At 75.2% G+C, this 20,713-nt stretch carries 16 protein-coding genes and 1 riboswitch; of the genes, 5 read left to right on the forward strand and 11 right to left on the reverse strand.

Annotated elements, in window-relative coordinates; translation table 11 throughout:
- Window positions 1-50 precede the first annotated feature (50 nt).
- Window positions 51-3,728: a hypothetical protein gene (locus ACFY3U_RS00515; RefSeq protein WP_387192528.1), complete on the forward strand. Its 3,678-nt coding sequence runs from the start codon at window positions 51-53 to the stop codon at window positions 3,726-3,728.
- Between the two features lie 14 nt (window positions 3,729-3,742).
- On the opposite strand, the gene ACFY3U_RS00520 is transcribed toward ACFY3U_RS00515, so the two are convergent.
- From ACFY3U_RS00520 to ACFY3U_RS00550, 7 genes are all read right to left on the reverse strand, one after another.
- On the reverse strand, window positions 3,743-4,549 hold the full coding sequence (locus tag ACFY3U_RS00520) for a hypothetical protein (protein ID WP_387192531.1): 807 nt from the start codon (window positions 4,547-4,549) through the stop codon (window positions 3,743-3,745).
- A 23-nt stretch (window positions 4,550-4,572) separates the two neighbouring features.
- Window positions 4,573-5,451: a PspA/IM30 family protein gene (locus tag ACFY3U_RS00525; RefSeq protein ID WP_387192534.1), complete on the reverse strand. Its 879-nt coding sequence runs from the start codon at window positions 5,449-5,451 to the stop codon at window positions 4,573-4,575.
- 185 nt (window positions 5,452-5,636) lie between these two features.
- Window positions 5,637-6,083 carry a helix-turn-helix domain-containing protein gene (locus ACFY3U_RS00530; RefSeq protein ID WP_387192537.1) on the reverse strand — a complete coding sequence of 149 codons (447 nt, stop codon included), beginning with the start codon at window positions 6,081-6,083 and terminating at the stop codon, window positions 5,637-5,639.
- A gap of 165 nt (window positions 6,084-6,248) precedes the next feature.
- On the reverse strand, window positions 6,249-6,809 hold the full coding sequence (locus ACFY3U_RS00535; RefSeq protein ID WP_387192540.1) for a CinA family protein: 561 nt from the start codon (window positions 6,807-6,809) through the stop codon (window positions 6,249-6,251).
- A gap of 140 nt (window positions 6,810-6,949) precedes the next feature.
- Entirely contained in the window at window positions 6,950-7,537 is a 588-nt protein-coding gene (pgsA, locus tag ACFY3U_RS00540; RefSeq protein ID WP_387192543.1) for a CDP-diacylglycerol--glycerol-3-phosphate 3-phosphatidyltransferase, read from the reverse strand.
- Between the two features lie 76 nt (window positions 7,538-7,613).
- Entirely contained in the window at window positions 7,614-9,113 is a 1,500-nt protein-coding gene (rimO, locus tag ACFY3U_RS00545; protein ID WP_387194071.1) for a 30S ribosomal protein S12 methylthiotransferase RimO, read from the reverse strand.
- A gap of 75 nt (window positions 9,114-9,188) precedes the next feature.
- Window positions 9,189-10,109, reverse strand: a complete 921-nt coding sequence (locus tag ACFY3U_RS00550; RefSeq protein WP_387194074.1) for an ornithine cyclodeaminase family protein — start codon at window positions 10,107-10,109, stop codon at window positions 9,189-9,191.
- A 90-nt stretch (window positions 10,110-10,199) separates the two neighbouring features.
- Window positions 10,200-10,264, forward strand: a riboswitch (guanidine-III (ykkC-III) riboswitch).
- Between the two features lie 60 nt (window positions 10,265-10,324).
- On the opposite strand from ACFY3U_RS00550, the gene ACFY3U_RS00555 reads away from it, so the two are divergent.
- Window positions 10,325-10,639, forward strand: a complete 315-nt coding sequence (locus ACFY3U_RS00555) for a DMT family transporter (RefSeq protein ID WP_387192545.1) — start codon at window positions 10,325-10,327, stop codon at window positions 10,637-10,639.
- Window positions 10,640-11,017: 378 nt separating this feature from the next.
- Here the strand turns inward: ACFY3U_RS00555 and ACFY3U_RS00560 are convergent, their stop codons facing one another.
- Window positions 11,018-13,477: a DNA translocase FtsK 4TM domain-containing protein gene (locus ACFY3U_RS00560; RefSeq protein ID WP_387192548.1), complete on the reverse strand. Its 2,460-nt coding sequence runs from the start codon at window positions 13,475-13,477 to the stop codon at window positions 11,018-11,020.
- A gap of 116 nt (window positions 13,478-13,593) precedes the next feature.
- Between ACFY3U_RS00560 and ACFY3U_RS00565 the strand changes: the two genes are divergently transcribed.
- From ACFY3U_RS00565 to ACFY3U_RS00575, 3 genes are all read left to right on the forward strand, one after another.
- On the forward strand, window positions 13,594-14,070 hold the full coding sequence (locus ACFY3U_RS00565; protein WP_387192551.1) for a YbjN domain-containing protein: 477 nt from the start codon (window positions 13,594-13,596) through the stop codon (window positions 14,068-14,070).
- Window positions 14,067-15,698 carry a YbjN domain-containing protein gene (locus ACFY3U_RS00570; RefSeq protein ID WP_387192554.1) on the forward strand — a complete coding sequence of 544 codons (1,632 nt, stop codon included), beginning with the start codon at window positions 14,067-14,069 and terminating at the stop codon, window positions 15,696-15,698. Before ACFY3U_RS00565 ends, ACFY3U_RS00570 begins: the two co-directional genes overlap by 4 nt.
- 65 nt (window positions 15,699-15,763) lie before the next feature.
- Window positions 15,764-16,594: an isocitrate lyase/phosphoenolpyruvate mutase family protein gene (locus tag ACFY3U_RS00575; RefSeq protein ID WP_387192557.1), complete on the forward strand. Its 831-nt coding sequence runs from the start codon at window positions 15,764-15,766 to the stop codon at window positions 16,592-16,594.
- Between the two features lie 63 nt (window positions 16,595-16,657).
- Here ACFY3U_RS00575 and ACFY3U_RS00580 read toward each other — a convergent pair whose 3' ends face one another.
- The 3 genes from ACFY3U_RS00580 to dapA all read right to left on the reverse strand — a co-directional run bounded on the left by ACFY3U_RS00580 (window position 16,658) and on the right by dapA (window position 20,676).
- Window positions 16,658-17,833, reverse strand: coding sequence for a S1 family peptidase (locus ACFY3U_RS00580; RefSeq protein ID WP_387192560.1), 1,176 nt, complete (start codon window positions 17,831-17,833; stop codon window positions 16,658-16,660).
- 175 nt (window positions 17,834-18,008) lie between these two features.
- On the reverse strand, window positions 18,009-19,697 hold the full coding sequence (locus ACFY3U_RS00585) for a ribonuclease J (RefSeq protein ID WP_387192563.1): 1,689 nt from the start codon (window positions 19,695-19,697) through the stop codon (window positions 18,009-18,011).
- Window positions 19,698-19,749: 52 nt separating this feature from the next.
- A complete protein-coding gene (dapA, locus tag ACFY3U_RS00590) occupies window positions 19,750-20,676 on the reverse strand; it encodes a 4-hydroxy-tetrahydrodipicolinate synthase (protein WP_387192566.1) in 927 nt (308 codons plus the stop codon).
- Window positions 20,677-20,713 lie beyond the last annotated feature (37 nt).

The raw sequence follows: 20,713 nt of genomic DNA on the forward strand, positions 1-20,713 counted from the left end.
CGCCCGCCACGCCGGGGTGGTGGTCGTCGCGCCCCGTTCCCGGGAGAGCCATGGCCCTGTTCCGCAGACTGCTACCCCGCTGGACGGACCTCCCGGTCCGCGCCGACCAGCCGCGCACCGACCAGCCGCGCACCGACCAGCCGGCCGGCGCCGATCAGGACGATCGCGCCGACCGGCGGAGGGGCACCGACCAGCCGCGCCGGCCCGACCGGGCGGCGGTGCCGGCGGCCCGGTCCGCCGAGCCCGCCGAGCCGGCGCCACAGAGCCTGGACCCGGCCGCCGCGCCGCGCTGCTTCGGCCCGGTGCCGAACTTCGCCCTCAGCCCGCTGCCGGCGCTCGACGCCGCCGGGCGGGTGGTGGCAGGCACCGGCATCCGCAAGTTCGTCGACGCGCTGCCGCTGCCCGGGCCGGCCGGCCGCAACGGGCTGGGCGCCCTGCTGCCGGTCGCCGTGCCGGACACGATCAGCTACCCGGGCTGCGACTACTACGAGATCGGCCTGCGCGAGTACCGGCAGCGGCTGCACCGGGACCTGCCGACCACCCGGCTGCGCGGCTACCGGCAGCTCAACCTCGGCACCGACCCGGACGGCCACAACACCGTCGCCCCGCCCGACCGGCCCTACCACCTCGGGCCGATGATCCTCGCCCGGCGCGGCCGGCCGGTGCGGATCAAGTTCATCAACCAGCTGCCCACCGGCCGGGCCGGCGAGCTGTTCCTGCCGGTCGACACCAGCCTTCCCGGGGCGGGGGTCGGGCCGCTGGACGGGCCCGCGCCGTACCCGCAGAACCGGGCGGTGCCGCACCTGGCCGGCGCGCGGACCGGCTGGATCAGCGCCGGCAACCCCTGGCAGTGGGTCACCCCCGCCGGCGAGATCACCCCGTACCCGACCGGGCCGGCGCTGCGGCACGTGCCGGACATGCCGGCCCCCGGCGCCGGCGCCACCACGCTCTACTTCCCGAACGAGCAGAGCGGCCGGCTGATGTGCCTGCAGGACAACACCCTCGGGCTGTCCCGGCTGACCGTCTACTCCGGGCAGCTGGCGCCGTACCTGCTCACCGACCCGGTCGAGGAGGCACTGGTCGCCGACGGGCTGCTGCCCGCCGATCAGGTTCCGCTGATCGTCCAGGACCGCACCTTCGTCCCGGACGACGCCCAGCTCGCCGAGCAGGACCCGACCTGGGACCGGGAGCGCTGGGGCACCCGCGGCAACCTGTGGCACCCGCACGTCTACCAGCCCCGGCAGAACCCTGAGTCGGGGCACAACCCGACCGGCCGGTGGGACTACGGCCCGTGGCTGGCGGGCGCCGAGCCGACCGGGCCGGTGGCGAACCCGCACCACGACCCGGTGACCGCGCCGGAGGAGCCGACGCTCGCGCCGGGGGTGCCGCACCCGAGCGCCACCCCGGACGCGTACGGGGACACCCCACTGGTCAACGGCGCCGCCTACCCGTACCTGACGGTGGCGCCGAAGGCGTACCGGTTCCGGATCCTGAACGCCTGCGCGGACCGCGCCCTGAATCTGCAGCTCTACCGGGCGCGGTCGGACGGTCCGATGTGGCGGGCCGACGGCTCGCTCGCCGGGCCGGGCGCCGGGGAGGTGCCGATGGTCGAGGCCGTCCGCGCCCCCGGCCGGCCCGCCGGCTGGCCCACCGACGGTCGCGAGGGCGGGGTGCCCGACCCGCGCTCCGCCGGCCCCAGCATGATCCAGATCGGCAACGACTGCGGGCTGCTGCCCGCCCCGGTGGTGGTGCCGAACCGCCCGGTGACCTACCGGTACGACCGGCGCGACCCCACCGTGCTCAACGTGGACTCGCACGCGCTGCTGCTCGCCCCGGGCGAGCGCGCCGACGTGCTGGTGGACTTCTCCGCCCTGCCGCCCGGCGCCGTGCTGATCCTCTACAACGACTGCCCGGCGCCGCTGCCCCGCTTCGACCCCCGGTACGACCACCACACCGGCGCTCCGGACCGCACCGCCGAGGGCGGCCCGGCCGGCACCCGCCCCGGGTACGGCCCGAACACCCGTACCCTGCTGCAGTTCCGGGTGGCCGGCACCCCGTCCCCGCCGTACGACCTGGCCCGGCTGGCCGAGCGGCTGCCCGGGGCGTACGCGGCGAGCCAGCCGCCGCCGATCGTGCCGCAGCCCGAGTACGACGCGGCGTTCGACACCCACACCGCCCGGCGCACGCTGGTGCCGGCGCACGTCAGCTCGGTCGAGTTCACGCCGGCCGGGGCGGCCGGCCCGGGGACGTGGCCGATCGAGGTGAAGACGGTCGGCGAGGTCTTCGAGCCGGAGCACGGGCGGCTGGCCGGGCGGCTCGGCGTCGCCCACCCGTACGCCGGCCCGCTCGGCCCGGCCGCGTTGCCGCTCGGCCCGGCGGACCCGGCGACGGAGGTCCTGGTGGGCATCGACCCGGCGCTGCCGCCGAGCGGGCCGGACGACGGCACCCGGCTGTGGCGGATCAGCGGCACCGGCCGACGGACCCATCCGGTGCGGATCGACGGCTGCGACGTGCAGGTGGTCAACCGGGTGGGCTGGGACGGCACCGTGCGGCAGCCGATCGGCGGGGAGCTGGGCTGGAAGGACACCGTCCGGGTGGACCCGGCCGAGGACGTGGTGGTGGCGCTGCGCCCGGTGGTGTCGCCGCTGCCGTTCAAGATCGGCGACAGCGTCCGGCTGCTCGACCCGACCCGGCCGGCCGGGGCCCGGGTGGGCGCCACCGCGCTCAGCCCGCTGGACGGGCGACCGGCGACGGTGGTGAACCAGCCGGTCAACCTGGGTTGGGAGTACCGCTGGTCCAGCGCCGCCGCCGGGCTGCGCGACCTGGGCATGAGCCGGCCGCTGGTGCTGCGGGTCTCGCCCCGGGCGCCGACCGGGCTGACCGCCACCCCGGTGCCCGGCTCGGCGACCGCCCTGCCGGCGATCGCGCTGGCCTGGACCGGGAACGGGGGTCGCCCGCCGGCCACCAGTCACCTGCTGGAACGCGCCACCGACGCCGGATTCACCACCGGGGGTACGGCGATCACGGTGGCCGCCACCGCCACCCGGTACACCGACGCGACGGTCACCCCCGGCGTGATGTACCACTACCGGATCCGGGCGGAGAACGCGGTCAGCTGCTCCGCCTGGTCGAACGCGGTGCCGGCGGCGGTGCGGCTGACCGCGCCGGGCGGGCTGGCCGCGGCGGTGCCGCCGGCCGCACCGCTGCGGGTGGCGCTGCGCTGGGCCAACCGCTCGTTCGCCACCGGGATCGACGTGCAGCGGGCCACCAATCCGACGTTCACCAGCGGGCCGGGCACCACGGCGATCGGGGTGGCCGACAACCACCTGGACCCGGCGGTCGCGCCGGACACCACGTACTACTACCGGGTGCGCACCACGTACCTGGGCGCCGCGTCACCGTGGTCGCCGGTGGCCACGGTGACCACCCCGTCGAGGCCGGGCACGCCGACGTCGCTCTCGATCGCCGCCACCGCGCCGGGCCCGGACACCGCGACGGTGGTGCTCAGCTGGGCGTCGAGCACCCCGCCCGGGCCGGGCACCGGGTACGTCGTGCAGCGGGCCCTGGACCCGGCGTTCAGCCGGCAGCCGGCCAGCTTCACGGTCGCCGGCCGGGGCTTCACCAACACCGGCCTGATCCGCGGCGTGACCTACCACTACCGGATCCGGTCGTTCAACGTGGTGGGCAGCTCACCGTGGACCGGTGCGGTGCCGGTCCGCACCCCCTGACGGGTTCGGCGGGGTCAGCGGGCCTCGGCCACGCCGGCCCCGCCGACCGGGTGCAGCGGGTCGCCGACGGCGCGCAGCTCGGCCAGCGCCGCGGCGACCCCGTGCAGCAGGTCGGTGGCCTCCCGCAGCCGGGCGGCCGACGGGTCGGCCCCGCTCGGGTGGGCGTCCTCGGCGACGTACCCGGCCGCCGCGACGACCAGCCCCTCGTAGGCGGTCACCCCGGAGTCCAGCTGGTCGAGCAGGGCCCGCTGCGCCTCGGCGAGCCGGGGGCGGGCCTCGGCCGGGGCCAGGTTGAGGGCGCGTTCCACACCGGCCACCCGACCGGCCAGGTCGCGCAGCGAGCGGTCCGCGGCGGCGGCCTCCAGCACCGCCGGCTCGGCCAGCCCGGTCAGCCGGGGGGCCAGGCCGGCGAGGGTGAGCGCGGCCCGGTCCAGCCGGGCCCAGGCCGCGGCAGCGGTGGTGCCGCGCAGCGCCAGCCGGGACCGCAACCGGCGCGCCTCGGCGACCACGCCCGGGCCGACGGGCAGCCGCTCGACGGCCGCGACCAGCCGGGCTCGGGACCGGGCGGCGGCCTCGGCGGGGTCGAGCGCCGGTGGTGCCGGCCGGGCGGCGAGGGCACGCAGGTCGATCCAGCGCCAGGCGGCCAGCGCCACCGCGCTGCCCGCGGCGCCGGCCCAGGCCGCGTCCGGCAGGCCCAGCCCCGCGTACGGGGTCAGCACGGCGGCCGCCCCGCCCAGCCCGCCGGCCAGTACGCTCCACCGTCGGGCGGAACGCCGCAGCCGGTCCAGTCGACGGAAGTGTCGCGCTCGCTCGTCCGCCACCTGCGTACCTCCTCGTGCCGCGCTCAGCCGGCGGCGGTGGTGTCCCCCTGGCCACGGTCGCGGGCCATGCTGGCCCGCAGCTCGTCCAGCCGGGCGGCGGCGGCCGGGTCGGCCGCCGGCGCCGCCGACTGCGGGGTCTGCTGCTGCAACGCCGGGCGGTCCTGCCGGCCGGCGAGCTGCTCGCCGGCCATGCTGGCCCGGATCTGCTCCAGCCGGGAGGAGCCGGCGCTGTCCAGGGTGGACTTCTGGATCTCCAGCATCCGGCCCTCGACCGAGTTTCCGGCCAGCTCGGCCCGGCCCATCGCGTTGGCGTACCGCCGCTCGATGCGGTCGCGCACCTCGTCCAGCGAGGGGGTGTTGGTGGGCGCGGTGACCGCGGACATCGACTCCAGCGAGCGGGCCACGCTCTCCTGCATCTTGGCCTGCTCGAGCTGGCTGAGCAGCTTGGTGCGCTCGGCCAGCTTCTGCTGGAGGATCATCGAGTTGTTCTCGACCGCGCGGCGGGCCTGCGCGGCGGCGCCGAGCGCCTGGTCGTGCAGGGTCTTCAGGTCCTCGGTGGCCTGCTCGGCCGAGACCAGCTGGGTGGCGAGCACCTGCGCGGACTGCTCGTAGCGGGTGGCCTCGGCCTCCTCGCCCCGGGCCCGGGACTGGTCGGCGAGCACCAGCGCCTGCCGGGCGTTGCCCTGCAGCCGCTCGACCTCGGACATCTGCCGGGACAGCTTCATCTCCAGCTGGCGCTGGTTGCCGATCACCGCCGCCGCCTGCTGGACGAGCGCCTGGTGCTGGCGCTGGGCATCCTCGATGGCCTGCTGGATCTGCACCTTCGGATCGGCGTGCTCGTCGATCTTGGAGCCGAACAGCGCCATCAGATAGTGCCAGCCCTTGACGAACGGGTTCGCCATCTCCGCGGTATCCCCTCAGTAGCGTCGCTGCGCCTCGCCTCGACCGGTCGGCGGTGCGGGAGGCGGCCCCCATCGTCGCAGCCGGCCGCCAGTGCGGCGACCCCTACCGAGGGAGTGCTCCGCACAGCCTGGGATCAAGCCTACGCGGCGCCGGCCGGCCCGGCCACGAGCCGACCGCGCCGGGATCAGGCCGCGCAGACCACGTCGCGCTCGCCGCTGCGCACCCGGGTGCTGCGCAGGGTGGCCTTGAGCGGGGAGTCCTGGCGGACCGACACGGAGACCTTGCCGTCGGAGGTCACCTGGCGTACGCCCCGGGCGGACTTGCCCACCGCGCCGGCACCCACCCCAGCGGCCTCGACCGGCTCGTCCTGCACCGGCACCAGCACGCCCGGCAGCTGCTCGGCGAGGGCGACCGTGTCGCTGACCTCGCGCAGCAGCTCGGAGAGGCGGGCGCCGAGGGCGTCACAGATGGCGGCCAGCAGCTCGCTGGAGGGCTCCTTCTGGCCGCGCTCGATCTCGGACAGGTAGCCGAGGCTGACGTTGGCGGCGGTGGAGACCTCGCGCAGGGTGCGGTGCTGACCCTGGCGGCGCGCCCGTAGTGCGTCACCGATCACCCGGCGTAGCAGGACCATCGCACCTCCCCCTGGAAGTGAACACTTCACCGGCGGGCGGTCGCCCGCGCCGGCGGCGGGAATCCGCCTCCGGCGCCGACGTCGTGCGCCGGAGCCTTCCCGCAACCGTACCCGTTGCCAGGGCCCGCGACATCCCACCCCGCCCGTCGGATCCGATCACCCCGGTCACCGGCGGCCCGCCGGGGCCGGCGCCGGGTCGCTCTGCGCCGCCCGGTCGTCGCCCGCAGCGGCGTGGATCCGCTCGGCCAGCAGGCGCAGCGCCTCGATCACCGCGGCCGCCCGGATGTGGTCCCGGCCGCCGTCCAGGTCGAGCTGCCGGACGGCGGTGCCGTGCGGGCCGGCCGCCGCCACGTAGACCAGGCCCACCGGCTTGCCGTCCTGCGGCTCCGGGCCGGCCACCCCGGTGGTGGCCAGCCCCCAGTCGGCCCCGCAGCGCCGCCGGCCGCCCTCGGCGAGCGCCCGGGCGACGTCCGGGTCGACCGGTCCGCGCTCGGCGAGCAACGCCGCCGGCACGCCGGCCAGCTCGGACTTCAGCTCGGTGGCGTAGGTGACCAGGCCGCCCCGGTAGATCCCGCTCACCCCGGCGATCTCCACGATCGCGGCGGCGAGCAGCCCACCGGTCAGCGACTCGACGGTGGCCAGCGTGTCGTGCCGCTCGTGCAGCAGGTGCACCACCGCCGCGGCCGGGCTGCCGGCCGGTCGTGCGTGGTTCGCGTCCGTACCCATGCCCGATCTCCCTTCCCCGCCGGTCGCCCCCCCACTCATCCTGCGGCACCGCCAGCCGGTCACGGCGGCATTGCGCGGAGCCGGGGCGTGCCGGGCTCCCGGCGCGGCGCCGGACCCGGCGCGGGCCCGTCGGCGGCGGGTCAGCGGGCGGGGCGGCGCAGCCGGACGGCCTGGGCGACGTAGTCGAAGCCGGTGACCACGGTGACCAGCACGGCGGCGCCCATGATCCACGGACCGACCGGGGCCAGCGCGGCCGGCATCGGCCAGAGGTACCAGGTGATGGCCAGGATCTGCAGCGCCGTCTTGATCTTCCCGCCCCGGCTGGCCGCGATCACGCCGTGCCGGATCACCCAGAACCGCAGCGCGGTGATGCCCAGCTCCCGGACGAGGATCACCACGGTCACCCACCAGGGCAGCAGGTCGTACCAGGACAACAGCACCAGGGCCGCGCCGGTGAGCGCCTTGTCGGCGATCGGGTCGGCCACCTTGCCGACCGCGGTGACCAGCCCGAAGCGGCGGGCGATCCAGCCGTCGACCAGGTCCGTCACCGAGGCGAAGACGAAGATCAGGCAGGCCACCACCCGCCAGCCGGCGTGGGTCATGGCGGACACCACGACCATCGCGGTGAACACCGGCACCAGCACCAGCCGCAGCAGGGTCAGGGCGTTCGCGGCGTTGCGCACCGGCACCCGGGGCACCGCCGGCGCCGACTCCGTCGCGTCGGTCACGGCCGTGCCCCGGCCCGGCCGGCGTGGCGTACCTGGCACCGCACCACGTGGCTCCCCCGCTCGCTCCGGCCCGCCGTCACCGGTCCGCGCCGGGCGCCGCCGAGATCATCTCATCCGGCACGGCGAGCAGGTCGACGCCCTCGGTCGCGGTGACCGTGGCGCGGACCAGGTCGCCGGGGCGCAGCGCGGCCAGGTCGACCCCGCCGCCGACCGGCGCGACCAGGGTGGTCGAGCCGTCGACCTCGGGCGCCTGGTGCGCGGCCCGCCCCTCCACCACGCCGTCGTCGACCGTGTCGACCAGCACCTCGACGGTGCTGCCGAGCCGCTCCTCGGCCCGCTGCGAGCAGAGCTCGTCGGCGAGCGCGCTGAGCCGGTCGTACCGGCGCTTCACGGTGCCGGCGGAGACCTTGCCGGGCAGGCCGGCGGCCTCGGTGCCGTCCTCGTCGCTGTAGTCGAACATGCCGATCGCGTCCAGCCGCGCCTCGGTCAGGAAGCGGACCAGCTCGGCCACGTCCTGCTTGGTCTCGCCGGGGAAGCCGACGATGAAGTTGCTCCGCGCGCCGGCCTCCGGGGCCAACTCCCGGGCGCCGGCCAGCAGCTCCAGGAACCGGTCGGTGGAGCCGAAACGCCGCATCCGGCGCAGCACCGGCTCACTGGAGTGCTGGAAGGACAGGTCGAAGTAGGCCGCCACGCCGGGCGTGGTGGCGATCGCCTCGACCAGCCCGGGGCGGGTCTCGGCCGGCTGCAGGTAGCTGGCCCGCACCCGGACGATGCCGTCGATCGCGGCGAGCTGCGGCAGCAGCTTCTCCAGCGCCCGCGGGTCGCCCAGGTCCTTGCCGTACGACGTCGAGTTCTCGCTGACCAGCACCAGCTCGCGGACGCCGGTCCTGGCCAGCCACTCCGCCTCGGCGAGCAGCTCGTCCGGGGTACGGGAGACGAACGCGCCGCGGAAGGCGGGAATGGCGCAGAACGCGCAGCGCCGGTCGCAGCCGCTGGCCAGCTTCAGCGAGGCGACCGGCCCGGTGTCGAGCCGGTGCCGGAGCACCTGCCGCAGGTGCGCCGGGGTGTGCTCGTCGGTCTCCGGCGCGACCCGGGTCGGGGTGCCGTGGCCGGGCAGCGAGACGGCCGCCGCCTGCCGCTTGACCGGGGTCAGCGGGAGCAGCTCACGCCTGTCGCGCGGGGTGTGCGCGTCGATCGCCTCGCCGGCCACCACCGCGTCCAGCCGGGCGGCGATGTCGGGGTAGTCGTCGAAGCTGAGCACGGCCTGCGCCTCGGGGAGGCTGTCGGCCAGCTCACGCCCGTACCGCTCGGCCATGCAGCCGGCCGCGACCACCTTGGCGCCGGTGTCGGCGGCGGCCAGCAGGGTCTGGATCGAGTCCTGCTTGGCCTTCTCGACGAAGCCGCAGGTGTTCACGACCACCACGTCGGCGCCCTCGCCGTCGGTGCTGACCTGCCAGCCGTCGGCGTGCAGCCGGGCGGCCAGCTCCTCCGAGTCGACCTCGTTACGGGCGCAGCCGAGGGTCAGCAGGGCGACCCGGCGGCCGGGGTTGTCGGAAGGAGAGGTGGCAGACACGATCCGAGGGTACCGGGCGCGTCGGCGCGGGCCCGCAACGCACACCCGAGGCATCGGGCGGCTCACATCCCGCCGGCGTCAGACCGCCGCGCCGACCCGGACCAACCGGTCGAGCAGGGCCACCTCGGTACCGGCCAGGCCGGTGGAGCAGAAGACCGAGATCTGGTCCGCGCCGGTCCGGCCGGGGACCGCCCCGGCCAGCACCGCGCCCAGGTCGCGCAACCGCCCGGCGTACGGCGGGAGCACGGCCAGCATCGGCGGTGCGTACCCGGCCGCCTGGGCCGGTGAGTCGGTGACCAGCAGCGCGGCGGCGTCCAGCAGGTCGGTGCCGAACTCGTGCCGGTCGACCTGCTTGAAGCCGACCGCGTTGACGTGGGTGCCCGGGGCCAGATCGGCCGCGTCGAGCACCGGCGTGTGGCTGGTGGTGGCGAGCACCACCACGTCCCGCCCGGTCACCGCCGCCCTGGCGGTGTCCACCGCGCGGGCCGGCACGCCCAGCTCGGCGCGGACCCGGGCGGCGAACGCCTCCCGGCGGGCGGCCGACCGGCTGTGCACGGTCACCTCGCGCAGCGGGCGGACCGCGGCGGCCGCCCAGACCTGGGTCCAGGCCTGCCCACCGGAGCCGATCACCCCGAGCGTGGCGGCGTCCGGCCGGGCCAGCGCGTCGACCGCCACCCCGCCCAGCCCGCCGGTACGCCGGGAGCCCAGCTCCTCCCCCACCGCGACGGCCCGCACCGCGCCGGTACGCCCGTCGTGCAGCACCACCACCTGCTCGCCGCTGGGGTGACCGAACGTGTCGTAGCTGCGGTAGCCGTACCACTCGCCGGTCAGGTGGCCGGCGGTGAGCACCATCCGGCCGGCGCCCAGCGCGGCGGCGGCTCGGGGCGGGGCGACGAGCCGGCCGGCGTACGCGGCCAGCAGCGCCTCCCGCATCGCCTCGATGGTGGTGGCGGCGTCCAGGGTGGCGGCGACCTCCCGGTCGGTGACGAGCACGGTCATGAGGACCATGCTTCAACCTCAAGCAAGGTTCACCTCAACCAAAGGTGGGGCGGATCACCGTCTCTGGTTCCGGGCCGGTGCTAGCGTCGGCCGTGGCGGCCCCGGCCGCCCCGGACGAGCGGTGGGCGTACCCGGTCAGGACAAGACGCCCCGTGACCGACTCCGTCCCGGTCCCGACGCTTCGACGGGGACCGCTACCGCCGAGGTGATGCCCGATGGCCTGGATCGTGCTGGTGATCTCCGGACTGCTGGAGACCGCGTGGGCGGTGTCCCTGGACCGCAGCGCAGGCTTCAGCCGCCCCGTTCCCACGGCCACCTTCCTGGTCACGCTGGTGCTCAGCATGCTGGGCCTGGCCTACGCGCTGCGGGAGATCCCGGTCGGCACCGGCTACGCGGTCTGGGTGGGCATCGGCGCGGTCGGTACGGCGGTGGTCGGCATGCTGGCGCTGGGTGAGTCGGCCAGCCTGCCCCGGCTGCTCTGCCTGCTGCTGGTGGTCGCTGGCGTGATCGGGCTCAAGATCTACCACTGAACTTCCTGCCGCCGCGCGCGGGGCTTCACAACGCGGAGATTGTGATCCCCCGAATCAGCCATCGATCACGATGTGTCACCAGCGCGACGGATCACCGAGAGTAGCCGCGGAGAGCGGAGCCGTCCGCCGCCGCTTCCCGCTTTGCTCTGCCGCCATATACGCATCAGGGCTCTGAACTGCAGCGCTCGCGGATGGGCTAGTCCACGGTGGCGAAGGCTGCCACGACGCTGAGTAGCTGTCGCGTCGGTGGCAGCAGAGCAAAGTCTCCGGACGGGGCGATGTCTTGCCGTCGAGAAGAACACCGAGGGTGACGATTCGGCCGTTCCGCCGGCACCGCCACGGCCGATCGTCGCCAGGGACCCTACGCCCGCCGCCCGGTCAGTCGTCGCCGCCGCGCAGGCCGACCAGGACCTCCTCCAGCTCGTCCGGCTTGACCAGCACGTCCCGGGCCTTGGAACCCTCGGACGGGCCGACCACGCCCCGGGTCTCCATCAGGTCCATCAGCCGACCCGCCTTGGCGAAGCCGACCCGCAGCTTGCGCTGGAGCATCGAGGTCGAGCCGAACTGGGAGGTGACCACCAGCTCCACCGCCTGCACCAGCAGGTCCAGGTCGTCGCCGATGTCCTCGTCGATCTTCTTCTTGCTGTCCTGCGCGGGGGCCAGCACGTCTGGGCGGAACTCCGGCTCCCGCTGGCCCTTGCAGAACTTCACCACGTCGGCGATCTCGCGCTCGGTCACCCAGGCGCCCTGGATCCGCACCGGCTTCGACGCGCCCATCGGCAGGAACAGCCCGTCGCCGCGGCCGAGCAGCTTCTCCGCGCCCGGCTGGTCGAGGATGACCCGGGAGTCGGCCAGCGACGAGGTGGCGAACGCCAGCCGGGACGGCACGTTCGCCTTGATCAGGCCGGTGACCACGTCGACCGAGGGACGCTGGGTGGCCAGCACCAGGTGGATGCCGGCGGCCCGAGCCAGCTGGGTGATCCGGACGACGGAGTCCTCCACGTCGCGCGGCGCGACCATCATCAGGTCGGCCAGCTCATCCACGATCACCAGCAGGTACGGGTACGGCCGCATCTCCCGCTCGCTGCCGGGCGGCGCCTTGATCTCGCCGTTGCGCACCTTGCGGTTGAAGTCGTCGATGTGCCGGACCCCGTTGGCGGCGAGATCGTCGTAGCGCATGTCCATCTCGCGGACGACCCACTCCAGCGAGTCGGCCGCCTTCTTCGGGTTGGTCACGATCGGCGTGACCAGGTGCGGGATGCCCTCGTACCCGGTCATCTCGACCCGCTTCGGGTCGATCAGGAGCAGCCGCACCTCGTCCGGCGTCGCCCGGGTCAAAACGGAAATAAGGAGAGAATTCAGGCAACTTGACTTGCCGGCGCCGGTCGCCCCCGCGATCAGGATGTGCGGCATCTTCGCGAGGTTGGCCACCACGAAGCCGCCCTCGATGTCCTTGCCGAGCGCCACCACCATCGGGTGGTGGTCGCTGGTGGCGGCGCGGGATCGCAGCACGTCGCCGAGCGCCACGTTCTCCGGGTCGGTGTTCGGGATCTCCACGCCGACCGCGCTCTTGCCCGGGATCGGGCTGAGGATCCGCACGTCCGGCGACTTCACCGCGTACGCGATGTTGCGGGACAGCTGGGTGATCCGCTCGACCTTGACCCCGTGCCCCAGCTCGACCTCGTAGCGGGTGACGGTCGGGCCCCGGGTGAAGCCGGTGACCGCGGCGTCCACGTCGAACTGGTCGAACACGCCGGTCAGCGCGGCGATCACCTCGTCGTTGGCCTTGCTCCGGGTCTTCGGCGCGGCGCCGCCGCTCAACATGTTCGCGGGCGGCAGGGTGTAGTCGCCGTCCACGGCGGAGAGCGCGAGCTGCTCGGCGCGGGTCGGCGGCGGCGAGTGCTCCGGCGGCTCCACCGGCTTGCGGCTGGCCGGCACCCTTCCCGGCGGCTTGCGCGGCAGCGCGATGGTGTCCTGCAGGTCGACGCCCTCGTAGTCGTCGAAGTCGTCCGGGTCCGGCAGCGGCGGCGCGGCCTTGCGGGCCGGGCGCCGGCGGGCCGGCTTCTCGGCCACCGGCTCCTCGTCGGCGTCCTCGGCCTCGGGCGGCGCGACCAGCGTGCCGGTGAGCATCCCCAACCGCTCGGGGATCTTGTTGATCGGGGTCGCGGTGACCACCAGCAGGCCGAAGACCAGCAACAGCACCAGCAGCGGCACCGCCACCCAGGCGGTCACCGCCCGCTCCAGCAGGTCACCGACGCCCGCGCCCACCAGGCCACCAGCGTAGTCGCGCTGGACCTTGTCGACCGGGTCCTGCCCGATGTGCAGCATGGCGGCGGTGGCGATCAGCATCGAGCCCCAGCCCACCAGGCCACGGCCGCGGTGCTCCGGGTCGGCCGGGGTACGCAGCAGCCGCCAGGCGCCGATCATCAGCAGCACCGGCACCACGATCGCGATCGCGCCGAGGAACAGCCGCACGGTGTCGGCGATCCGGGCGCCGAGCGGCCCCGCGCCGGAGAACCAGATCGCCATCCCGCTGAGGATGGCCAGCCCGAGCAGCAGCAGGCCCCCGCCGTCGCGGCGGTGCTCGGGGTCGAGGTCCCCGGCCGAGACGACCTGCCGGCCCGCGCCACGCACCGCCCAGCCGACGCCGTGCGCCAGCCCCATCCACAGGGCACCGATGGCCCGGCCGACGTAGATCGCCGGGCCGGGCCGCGCCGCGGTCCGCCGCCGGGCCGGGGCCCGGGTGGACTTCTTCGCCGGCTGGCGGGCACGACTGTTCGTGGTACCGCGCGGCGACGCGCCGCGCCGCCGGCTCGCCTGAGAGGTACGGCCCGCCATACAGTCACCGTAACGGCGTCACCCGGGAGATCGCCGCTTTTCCGGGTCGTGTCCGCGCGTCGCAACGCGGACCACGCCTTCAGACGTGTTATTCGCCTCCTGCGAAGGGATGCCCGATGGCGTCGCCCGTTCCCGAGGACGCCCCCGACCCGCTGGCCGGGCATCCGCGGACCCTGCGGCCGCTGACCGGCGAGCTGGTCGCCGCGGTGCTGGCCAACCGGGGGTACGCGTACTCGACCGACGGCGACGGCGACCTGGTCGGCCGCTGGGGTGACAGCCTGATCTGGTTCCTGCGGCCCGGCGTCGCGGGCGAGCTGCTGCAGGTTCGCACCCTCGCGGCGCCCACCTTCGGCATCGACCACGTGCCGGCGCTCTACGCGTTCTGCAACTCCTGGAACCACGACCGGCTCTGGCCCAAGGCGTTCGTGCACGTCGACGACGACGGGCTGGCCCGGGTGTGTGGTGAGGTGATCACCGACCTGGAACGCGGGGTCACCCCGCACCAGCTCGACCAGCTGCTCGACTGCGCCATCTCCACCGGTTGTCAGCTCGCCGGCGCGGTCGGCCGGCTGCCCGGCGGGACGGTCGCGTGACCGGCCGGGGCGGGGATCCCGCCCGCGACACCGGCGGCCCGACCCGCGACAGCGGGCTCGCCGGCGGCCGCGACCCCGGCCTCGTCGCCGCGCTGGCCGAGGCCCGGGACCTGCCCGACGGCGAGCCGCAGCTGACCGAGCTGGAACGGATCGCCACCCGGGCCGACACGGTCGGCGACCCGCGCTCCGCAGCGGCGGCTCGGTTGGCGCTGGTCGAGGCGTACCTGCTGCACGGGGAGCGGTGGCGGGTCGTCGAGCCGGTACGCCGGCTGCTCGCCGCGGTCGACCGGCACCCCGGCCTGCTCGACGAGCGCGACGCCGCCCTGCTGCGCCGGCACCACCGGTACGCGGTGGAGGCCGCGATCGGCACACCCCGGATCGGCCTCGATCTCACCCGGGCCCTGCTGGACGACCTGGCGCTGCGCGCGGGCGAGGACAGTGGACTGGTGGCCCAGCTGCGCTGCCGGCTCGCCGACCACCTCGGCGACGAGCCGATCGCCCGGCACTGGCACGAGTACTGGGCCCGCGCCGAGCCCGATCCGGCGGCCGGTTGCCCCAGCTGCCTGCCGGGTAAGCGGGCCGAACTGCTGGCCGGCTGGGGCGACGACGCGGCGGCCCTGGAGACGCTGCGCCCGGTGCTGGACGGCCTGCTGGACTGCACCGACCAGCCGGAGCGGGCGCTCGCCGTGGCCCAGCTGCCATGGCTGCGTGGCGGGCAGCCGGCCCGCGCCGGGCGGGCGCACGTGCGGGCGTACCGGCGGCACCGGCGGGAGCGCTTCGCCTTCGGGTACCTGGCCGCGCACCTGCGGTTCTGCGCGTTGGCCGGGCACCCCGGTCGGGGGCTGGACCTGCTCGCCGAGCAGCTGCCCCGGCTGGACCAGCCGCACGACGACCTGTCCGCGATGGAGTTCGCCGCCGCCGGGGCGCTGGTCTGCGCGGTCGCCGCCGACGCGGGGCTGGGTGACCGGCGGGTGCGCCGCCCCGGGTACGCCGACCGGGCCGCCGCAGACCCGGACGTGGTGACGCTCGGCGCCGACCTGCTCGCCCTGGCCACCCGGCTGGCCGGCAGCTTCGACGCCCGCAACGGCACCGGTCACCAGTCCGGCCGGATCGCCTCCTGGCTGGCCGAGCGGCCGGTGGATGCCCCGGTGGTGCCGCTGCCCGACGGCGACCACGACGAGGGCGACCCGGCGGCGGAACCGTTCCTGCCCTCGGCGGAGGAGCTGGCGCCGCTGAGCGTGTCGATGATCGGCGCGGTGCTCGACCGCCGGGGAGACGTGTACGCGGTGGACGCCGCCGGCGTGCTGGTCGGTCGCTGGGACGAGGCGGTGATCCAGTTCCGCCGGGTCGGCCCGGCCGGGGAGATCCTGCACGCCCGGGTGGCGGCCACCCGTCGGCTGCCGGCCGGGCGGATCGCCGAGGCGTACGAGTTCTGCAACGCGTGGAACCATGACCGGCTGATGCCCAAGGCGTACGTGCACGAGCTGGACTCCGGCGAGCTGGTGCTGGCCGGGGACGTGACCACCGACCTGGAGCACGGGGTGGCCCCGGCCCAGCTGGGCGTGCTGGTGGACGCGGCGGTCGCCACCGGGGTGGCGTACGCCGAGGCGGTCGCCGCCCTGCCCTGAGGGCCGCGACGGTGAGGTCCGGAAGCCGCCGGACGGCGGTGGACCGGGACTGGTGCACTGGTCGCATGACCACGCCAGCTCAGCTCCGCGCCGCCCGCCTGCACGCGCTGCACCGACCCGGTGCCCCGCTCGTCCTGCCGAACGCCTGGGACGCCGCGAGCGCCCGGATCATCGAGGACGCCGGCGCGCCGGCGGTCGCCACCACCAGCGCCGGGGTGGCCTGGAGCCTGGGCGTCCGGGACGGCGGAGGGCTGGACCGGGACCGGGCCGTCGCCGCAATCGCCCGGGTCAGCGCCGCCGTCGCGGTGCCGGTCACCGCCGACGTCGAGGACGGTTACGCGCCCGACCCGGCCGGAGTCGCCCGTACGGTCGACGAGGTGCTGGCCGCCGGGGCGGTGGGGATCAACGTCGAGGACGTCGCACCGGGCGACCCGACGGCGCTGCGGTCCGTGGTGGACCAGCAGGAGCGGATCACCGCGGCGCGGGAGGCCGCTCGGCGGGCCGGGGTGGAGCTCTTCGTCAACGCCCGGGTCGACACGTACCTGCGGGCGGTCGGGGAACCGGCGGGTCGGCTGGACGAGACACTTCGCCGGGCCGAGGCGTACCTGGCGGCCGGGGCGGACGGCATCTTCGTGCCGGGGGTGGTCGATCCCGCCACGATCGCCCGGTTGGTGGCCGGGGTGGCCGGCCCGGTGAACGTGCTGGCCGGCCCGGGGGCGCCCGGCGTGGCCGCCCTGGCCCAGCTGGGCGTGGCCCGGGTGAGCCTCGGCTCGGCGCTGGCCGAGGCCGCGTACGGACTGGTCCGCCGGGCGGCCACCGAGGCGCTGGGCGGCGGGTCGTACGCGACGCTCGAGCCGGCGGTGCCGTACGGCGAGCTCAACGCCCTCCTCGGCTGACCGCGGACCCGCAAGCCGCCCCGGCCGCCGGGCGTCGGCGGTCGGGGGCGGCTCCGGACGGGGTCAGTTCGCGGTGACCAGGGTCAGGTTGTTGCGCTGGAGGATCTCGTTGACCGGCTGGAAGAAGGTGACCCCGCCGACGGTGCAGTCGCCGGACCCGCCGGAGGTGACGCCCTGCGCCTGGTCGCCGGAGAGCCAGGCGCCGCCGGAGTCGCCCGGCTCGGCGCAGACGTTCGTCCGGGTCAGCCCGGTGACCGTCCCCTCCGGATAGTTCACCGTGGCGTTCTTCGCCTCGACCACCCCGCAGCGGGCGCCCGTGGTGGAGCCGGACCGGCAGATCGACGCGCCCACCGGGGCCTCGGCGGAGCCGTTGACCGGCACCGCGCCGCCGTTGAAGTCGTTCACCGCGCCCTCCGGCGACCAGGCGCCGTTGACCTGGACGACCGCCCAGTCGTCGCCGGGGAAGGAGGACGCGGCGAAGGTGCCCTGGGGGACCTCGTTGGCGCCGGTGGTGCGGTCGCCCGGCCGACCGCAGTGCCCGGCGGTGACGAAGCCGCCGACCACCGAGAAGCCGACCGAGCAGCGGGCGACGTCGTTGATCAGGTACCCATCGCCGCCGCGCACGTCGAACAGCGGGCGCGGCCGCTCGGCCGACTCCCGCACCCGGACCGCTTCGGCGGGCACCCCGGTGGCGGCGGCGAACCGGCGGCCGGCGTTCTCGGCGCCCGGTCGGGCCAGCACCACCACCGAGTTGGTGGGGGCGTCGACGTACCAGCCGGTGATGTCCGGGGCGGCCTGCCGACCGGCCGAGTCGAGCCGGGTCTTCACCGCGTCCAGCTCGGCGACGCCCCGGTCGACCTGCTTGGGCACCGCGCCGGCGGCCCGTACCCGGTCGGCCTGGGCGGGGTCGGTGACCGCGACGGTCAGCGTGCCGCCGTCGGCGCTGAGCCAGCTGCCGCCGTAGTCGCCCCCGAGCGCGGTCCGCAGCCGGTCCACCGTGTCGGCGGCCCGGCGCTCGCCGGCCAACCGCCGCGCCGCCTGCTCGCGGGTGAGCGACAGGTCCCGGCTCATCGCGTCCAGCACCTCGGGGGTCGCGCCGCCGGTCGCGGTCGCCCCGGCCGCTTCACCGCCTCCCGGGGCGGCGGCGTTCTCACCGGCGAACGACGGCAGGGTCACCGCCGCGGTCAGGCCGGCCGCGGCGAGCACCACGCCGATGGCTGTCATCCGTCTGCGGTCCATCCCGGCACGCTCCTTCCGGCCGGCGCGGGGCACGCCTGCCGGATCGGAGTACGGAGACGATGGCCGATCGGTTGAACCAGCCGGGACGGTATCGGCGCAGCGTGTCGGGGCGTACCCGGAAAGCGACGACGCCGGCCCACCGCGAACGGTGGACCGGCGTGCGGAGCCGGTGGGATCAGACCTCGACGACCGTCGGGACGATCATCGGACGGCGGCGGTACTTGTCGTTGACCCAGCGCCCGACGGTCCGCCGGACGATCTGCTGGAGCTGGTGCGGGTCGGTGATGCCGTCCGCAGCGGCCCGGTTGAGCGCCTCGGTGACCAGGGGGACGACCGGGTTGAACGCCTCCGGGTCCTCGGAGAAGCCCTTCGCCGACAGGGTCGGGCCGGCCACCACCTTGCCGGTGACCGAGTCGACCACCACGGTGGTGGCGATGAAGCCGCCGTCGCCGAGGATCCGCCGCTCGGTGAGCAGCGACTCGCTGACGTCACCGACGGCCAAACCGTCGACGTAGACGTACCGGCTCTTCACGTGCCCGACCAGGGTGGCCCGGCCCTCGACCAGGTCGACCACGTCGCCGTCCTCGCAGAGCACCACCCGGTCCGGCGCGACGCCGGACTCGATGCCGAGCCGGGCGTGCGCGCGCAGGTGCCGCCACTCGCCGTGCACCGGCATCAGGTTGCTCGGCCGGACCACGTTGAGCAGGTAGAGCAGCTCGCCGGCCGGGGCGTGGCCGGAGACGTGCACCTTGGCCACGTCCTTGTGCACCACCACGGCGCCGGCCCGGGCCAGCCGGTTGATCACCCGGTAGACCGAGGTCTCGTTGCCGGGCACCAGCGACGAGGCCAGCACCACGGTGTCGCCGGGGGCGATGGTGATGTGCCGGTGGTCGCCGCTGGCCATCCGGCCGAGCGCGCTCATCGGCTCGCCCTGCGAACCGGTGGACATCAGCACGATCTGCTCGGGCGGGAGGGTGGTCGCCTCCTCGATGCCGATCACCAGGCCGGCCGGGATGTTCAGCAGGCCCAGGTCGCGGGCGATGCCCATGTTGCGGACCATGGAGCGGCCGATCAGCGCCACCTTGCGGCCGTGCTCGACCGCCGAGTCGAAGACCTGCTGCACCCGGTGCACGTGCGAGGCGAACGAGGCGACGATGATCCGCCCCTTCGCCTTGGCGAAGATCGAGTCGAGCACCGGCCCGATCTCCCGCTCCGGGGTGACGAAGCCGGGGATCTCCGCGTTGGTGGAGTCCGACAGCAGCAGGTCGACGCCCTCCGCGCCGAGCCGGGCGAAGCCGGCCAGGTCGGTGATCCGGCCGTCCAGCGGCAGCTGGTCCATCTTGAAGTCACCGGTGTGCAGCACCAGCCCGGCCGGGGTGCGGATGGCCACCGCCAGCGCGTCCGGGATGGAGTGGTTCACCGCGAAGAACTCGCACTCGAACGGGCCGAGCCGCTCCCGGCCGCCCTCCCGCACGGTCAACGTGTACGGCTGGATCCGCCGCTCGGCCAGCTTCGCCTCGACCAGCGCCAGGGTGAACTGGGAGCCGACCAGCGGGATGTCCGGCTTGTGGGCGAGCAGGTACGGCACCGCGCCGATGTGGTCCTCGTGCCCGTGGGTCAGCACGATGGCCTGCACGTCACCCAGCCGGTCCAGGATCGGGCCGAAGTCGGGCAGGATCAGGTCGACGCCCGGCTGCTCGACGTCGGGGAAGAGCACCCCGCAGTCGACGATCAGCAGCTTGCCGTCGTACTCGAAGACGGTCATGTTCCGGCCGATCGCGCCGAGCCCGCCGAGCGGGATGATCCGCAGGCCGCCCTCGGGCAGCGGCGGGGGCAGTTCACCCTCGATGTGGGCCTCGGTCACTCGTCCACCTCATTCTGCGACGCCGTAACCCGGCGTCCGTCGTGTCGTTCGATCATTCGGTCAGTTCCAGGCCCGCTGCCGCACAGTCCGCGCGCAGCTGGGCCAACTCGTCACCGGTGGCGTCGACCAGCGGGGGCCGCACCGGGCCGGCGGGCAGCCCGCGGGCCGCCAGGCCCGCCTTCACCAGGATCACTCCCTGGGTACGGAAGATGCCGGTGAACAGCGGCAGCAGCCGCCGGTGCAGGGCCAGCGCGGTGGCCGGGTCACCCGCCTCGTACGCCTCGATCATGCGCTTGGTCAGCGCGCCGGTGAAGTGCGTCGAGGTGCCCACCACGCCCACCCCGCCGACGGCGAGGGCGGCCAGGGTGAGCGAGTCCTCGCCGCTGTAGACGGCCAGGTCGCTGCGGCTGGTCACCCAGCTGGTCGCGGTCAGGTCGCCCTTGGCGTCCTTTACCGCCACGATCCGGCCGTGCTCGGCCAGCCGCACCAGGGTGTCGGTGGCGATCGCGGTGCCGGCCCGGTGCGGGATGTCGTAGAGCATCACCGGCAGGCCGGTGGCGTCCGCGACGGCGGTGAAGTGCCGCAGCAGCCCCGCCTGCGGGGGCTTGTTGTAGTACGGCGTCACCACCAGCAGGCCGTGCGCGCCGGCCTTCTCGGCGGAGGCGGCCAGCTCGATGGTGTGCCGGGTGTCGTTGGTGCCGACCCCGGCGACCACCCGGGCCCGGTCGCCGACCGCCTCGACCACCGTCCGGATCAGGCGTTCCTTCTCCGCGTCGGTGGTGGTCGGCGACTCACCGGTGGTGCCGTTGACCACCAGGCCGTCGTTGCCCTGCTCCTCGACGAGGTGCCGGGCCAGCCGGGCGGCGCCGTCGAGGTCGAGGGAGCCGTCGGCGGTGAACGGGGTCACCATCGCCGTGAGCAGCCGCCCGAAGGGGCGGGAGGGGCCCCGGTCGGGAGCGGCAGGATGGTCGTGCGTCATGTTCACAACCTAGCGGACGAGCACCGGAGCGCCGGTG

It is taken from the genome of Micromonospora sp. NPDC000089 (genome assembly GCF_042899365.1).
Lineage (GTDB): Bacteria > Actinomycetota > Actinomycetes > Mycobacteriales > Micromonosporaceae > Micromonospora.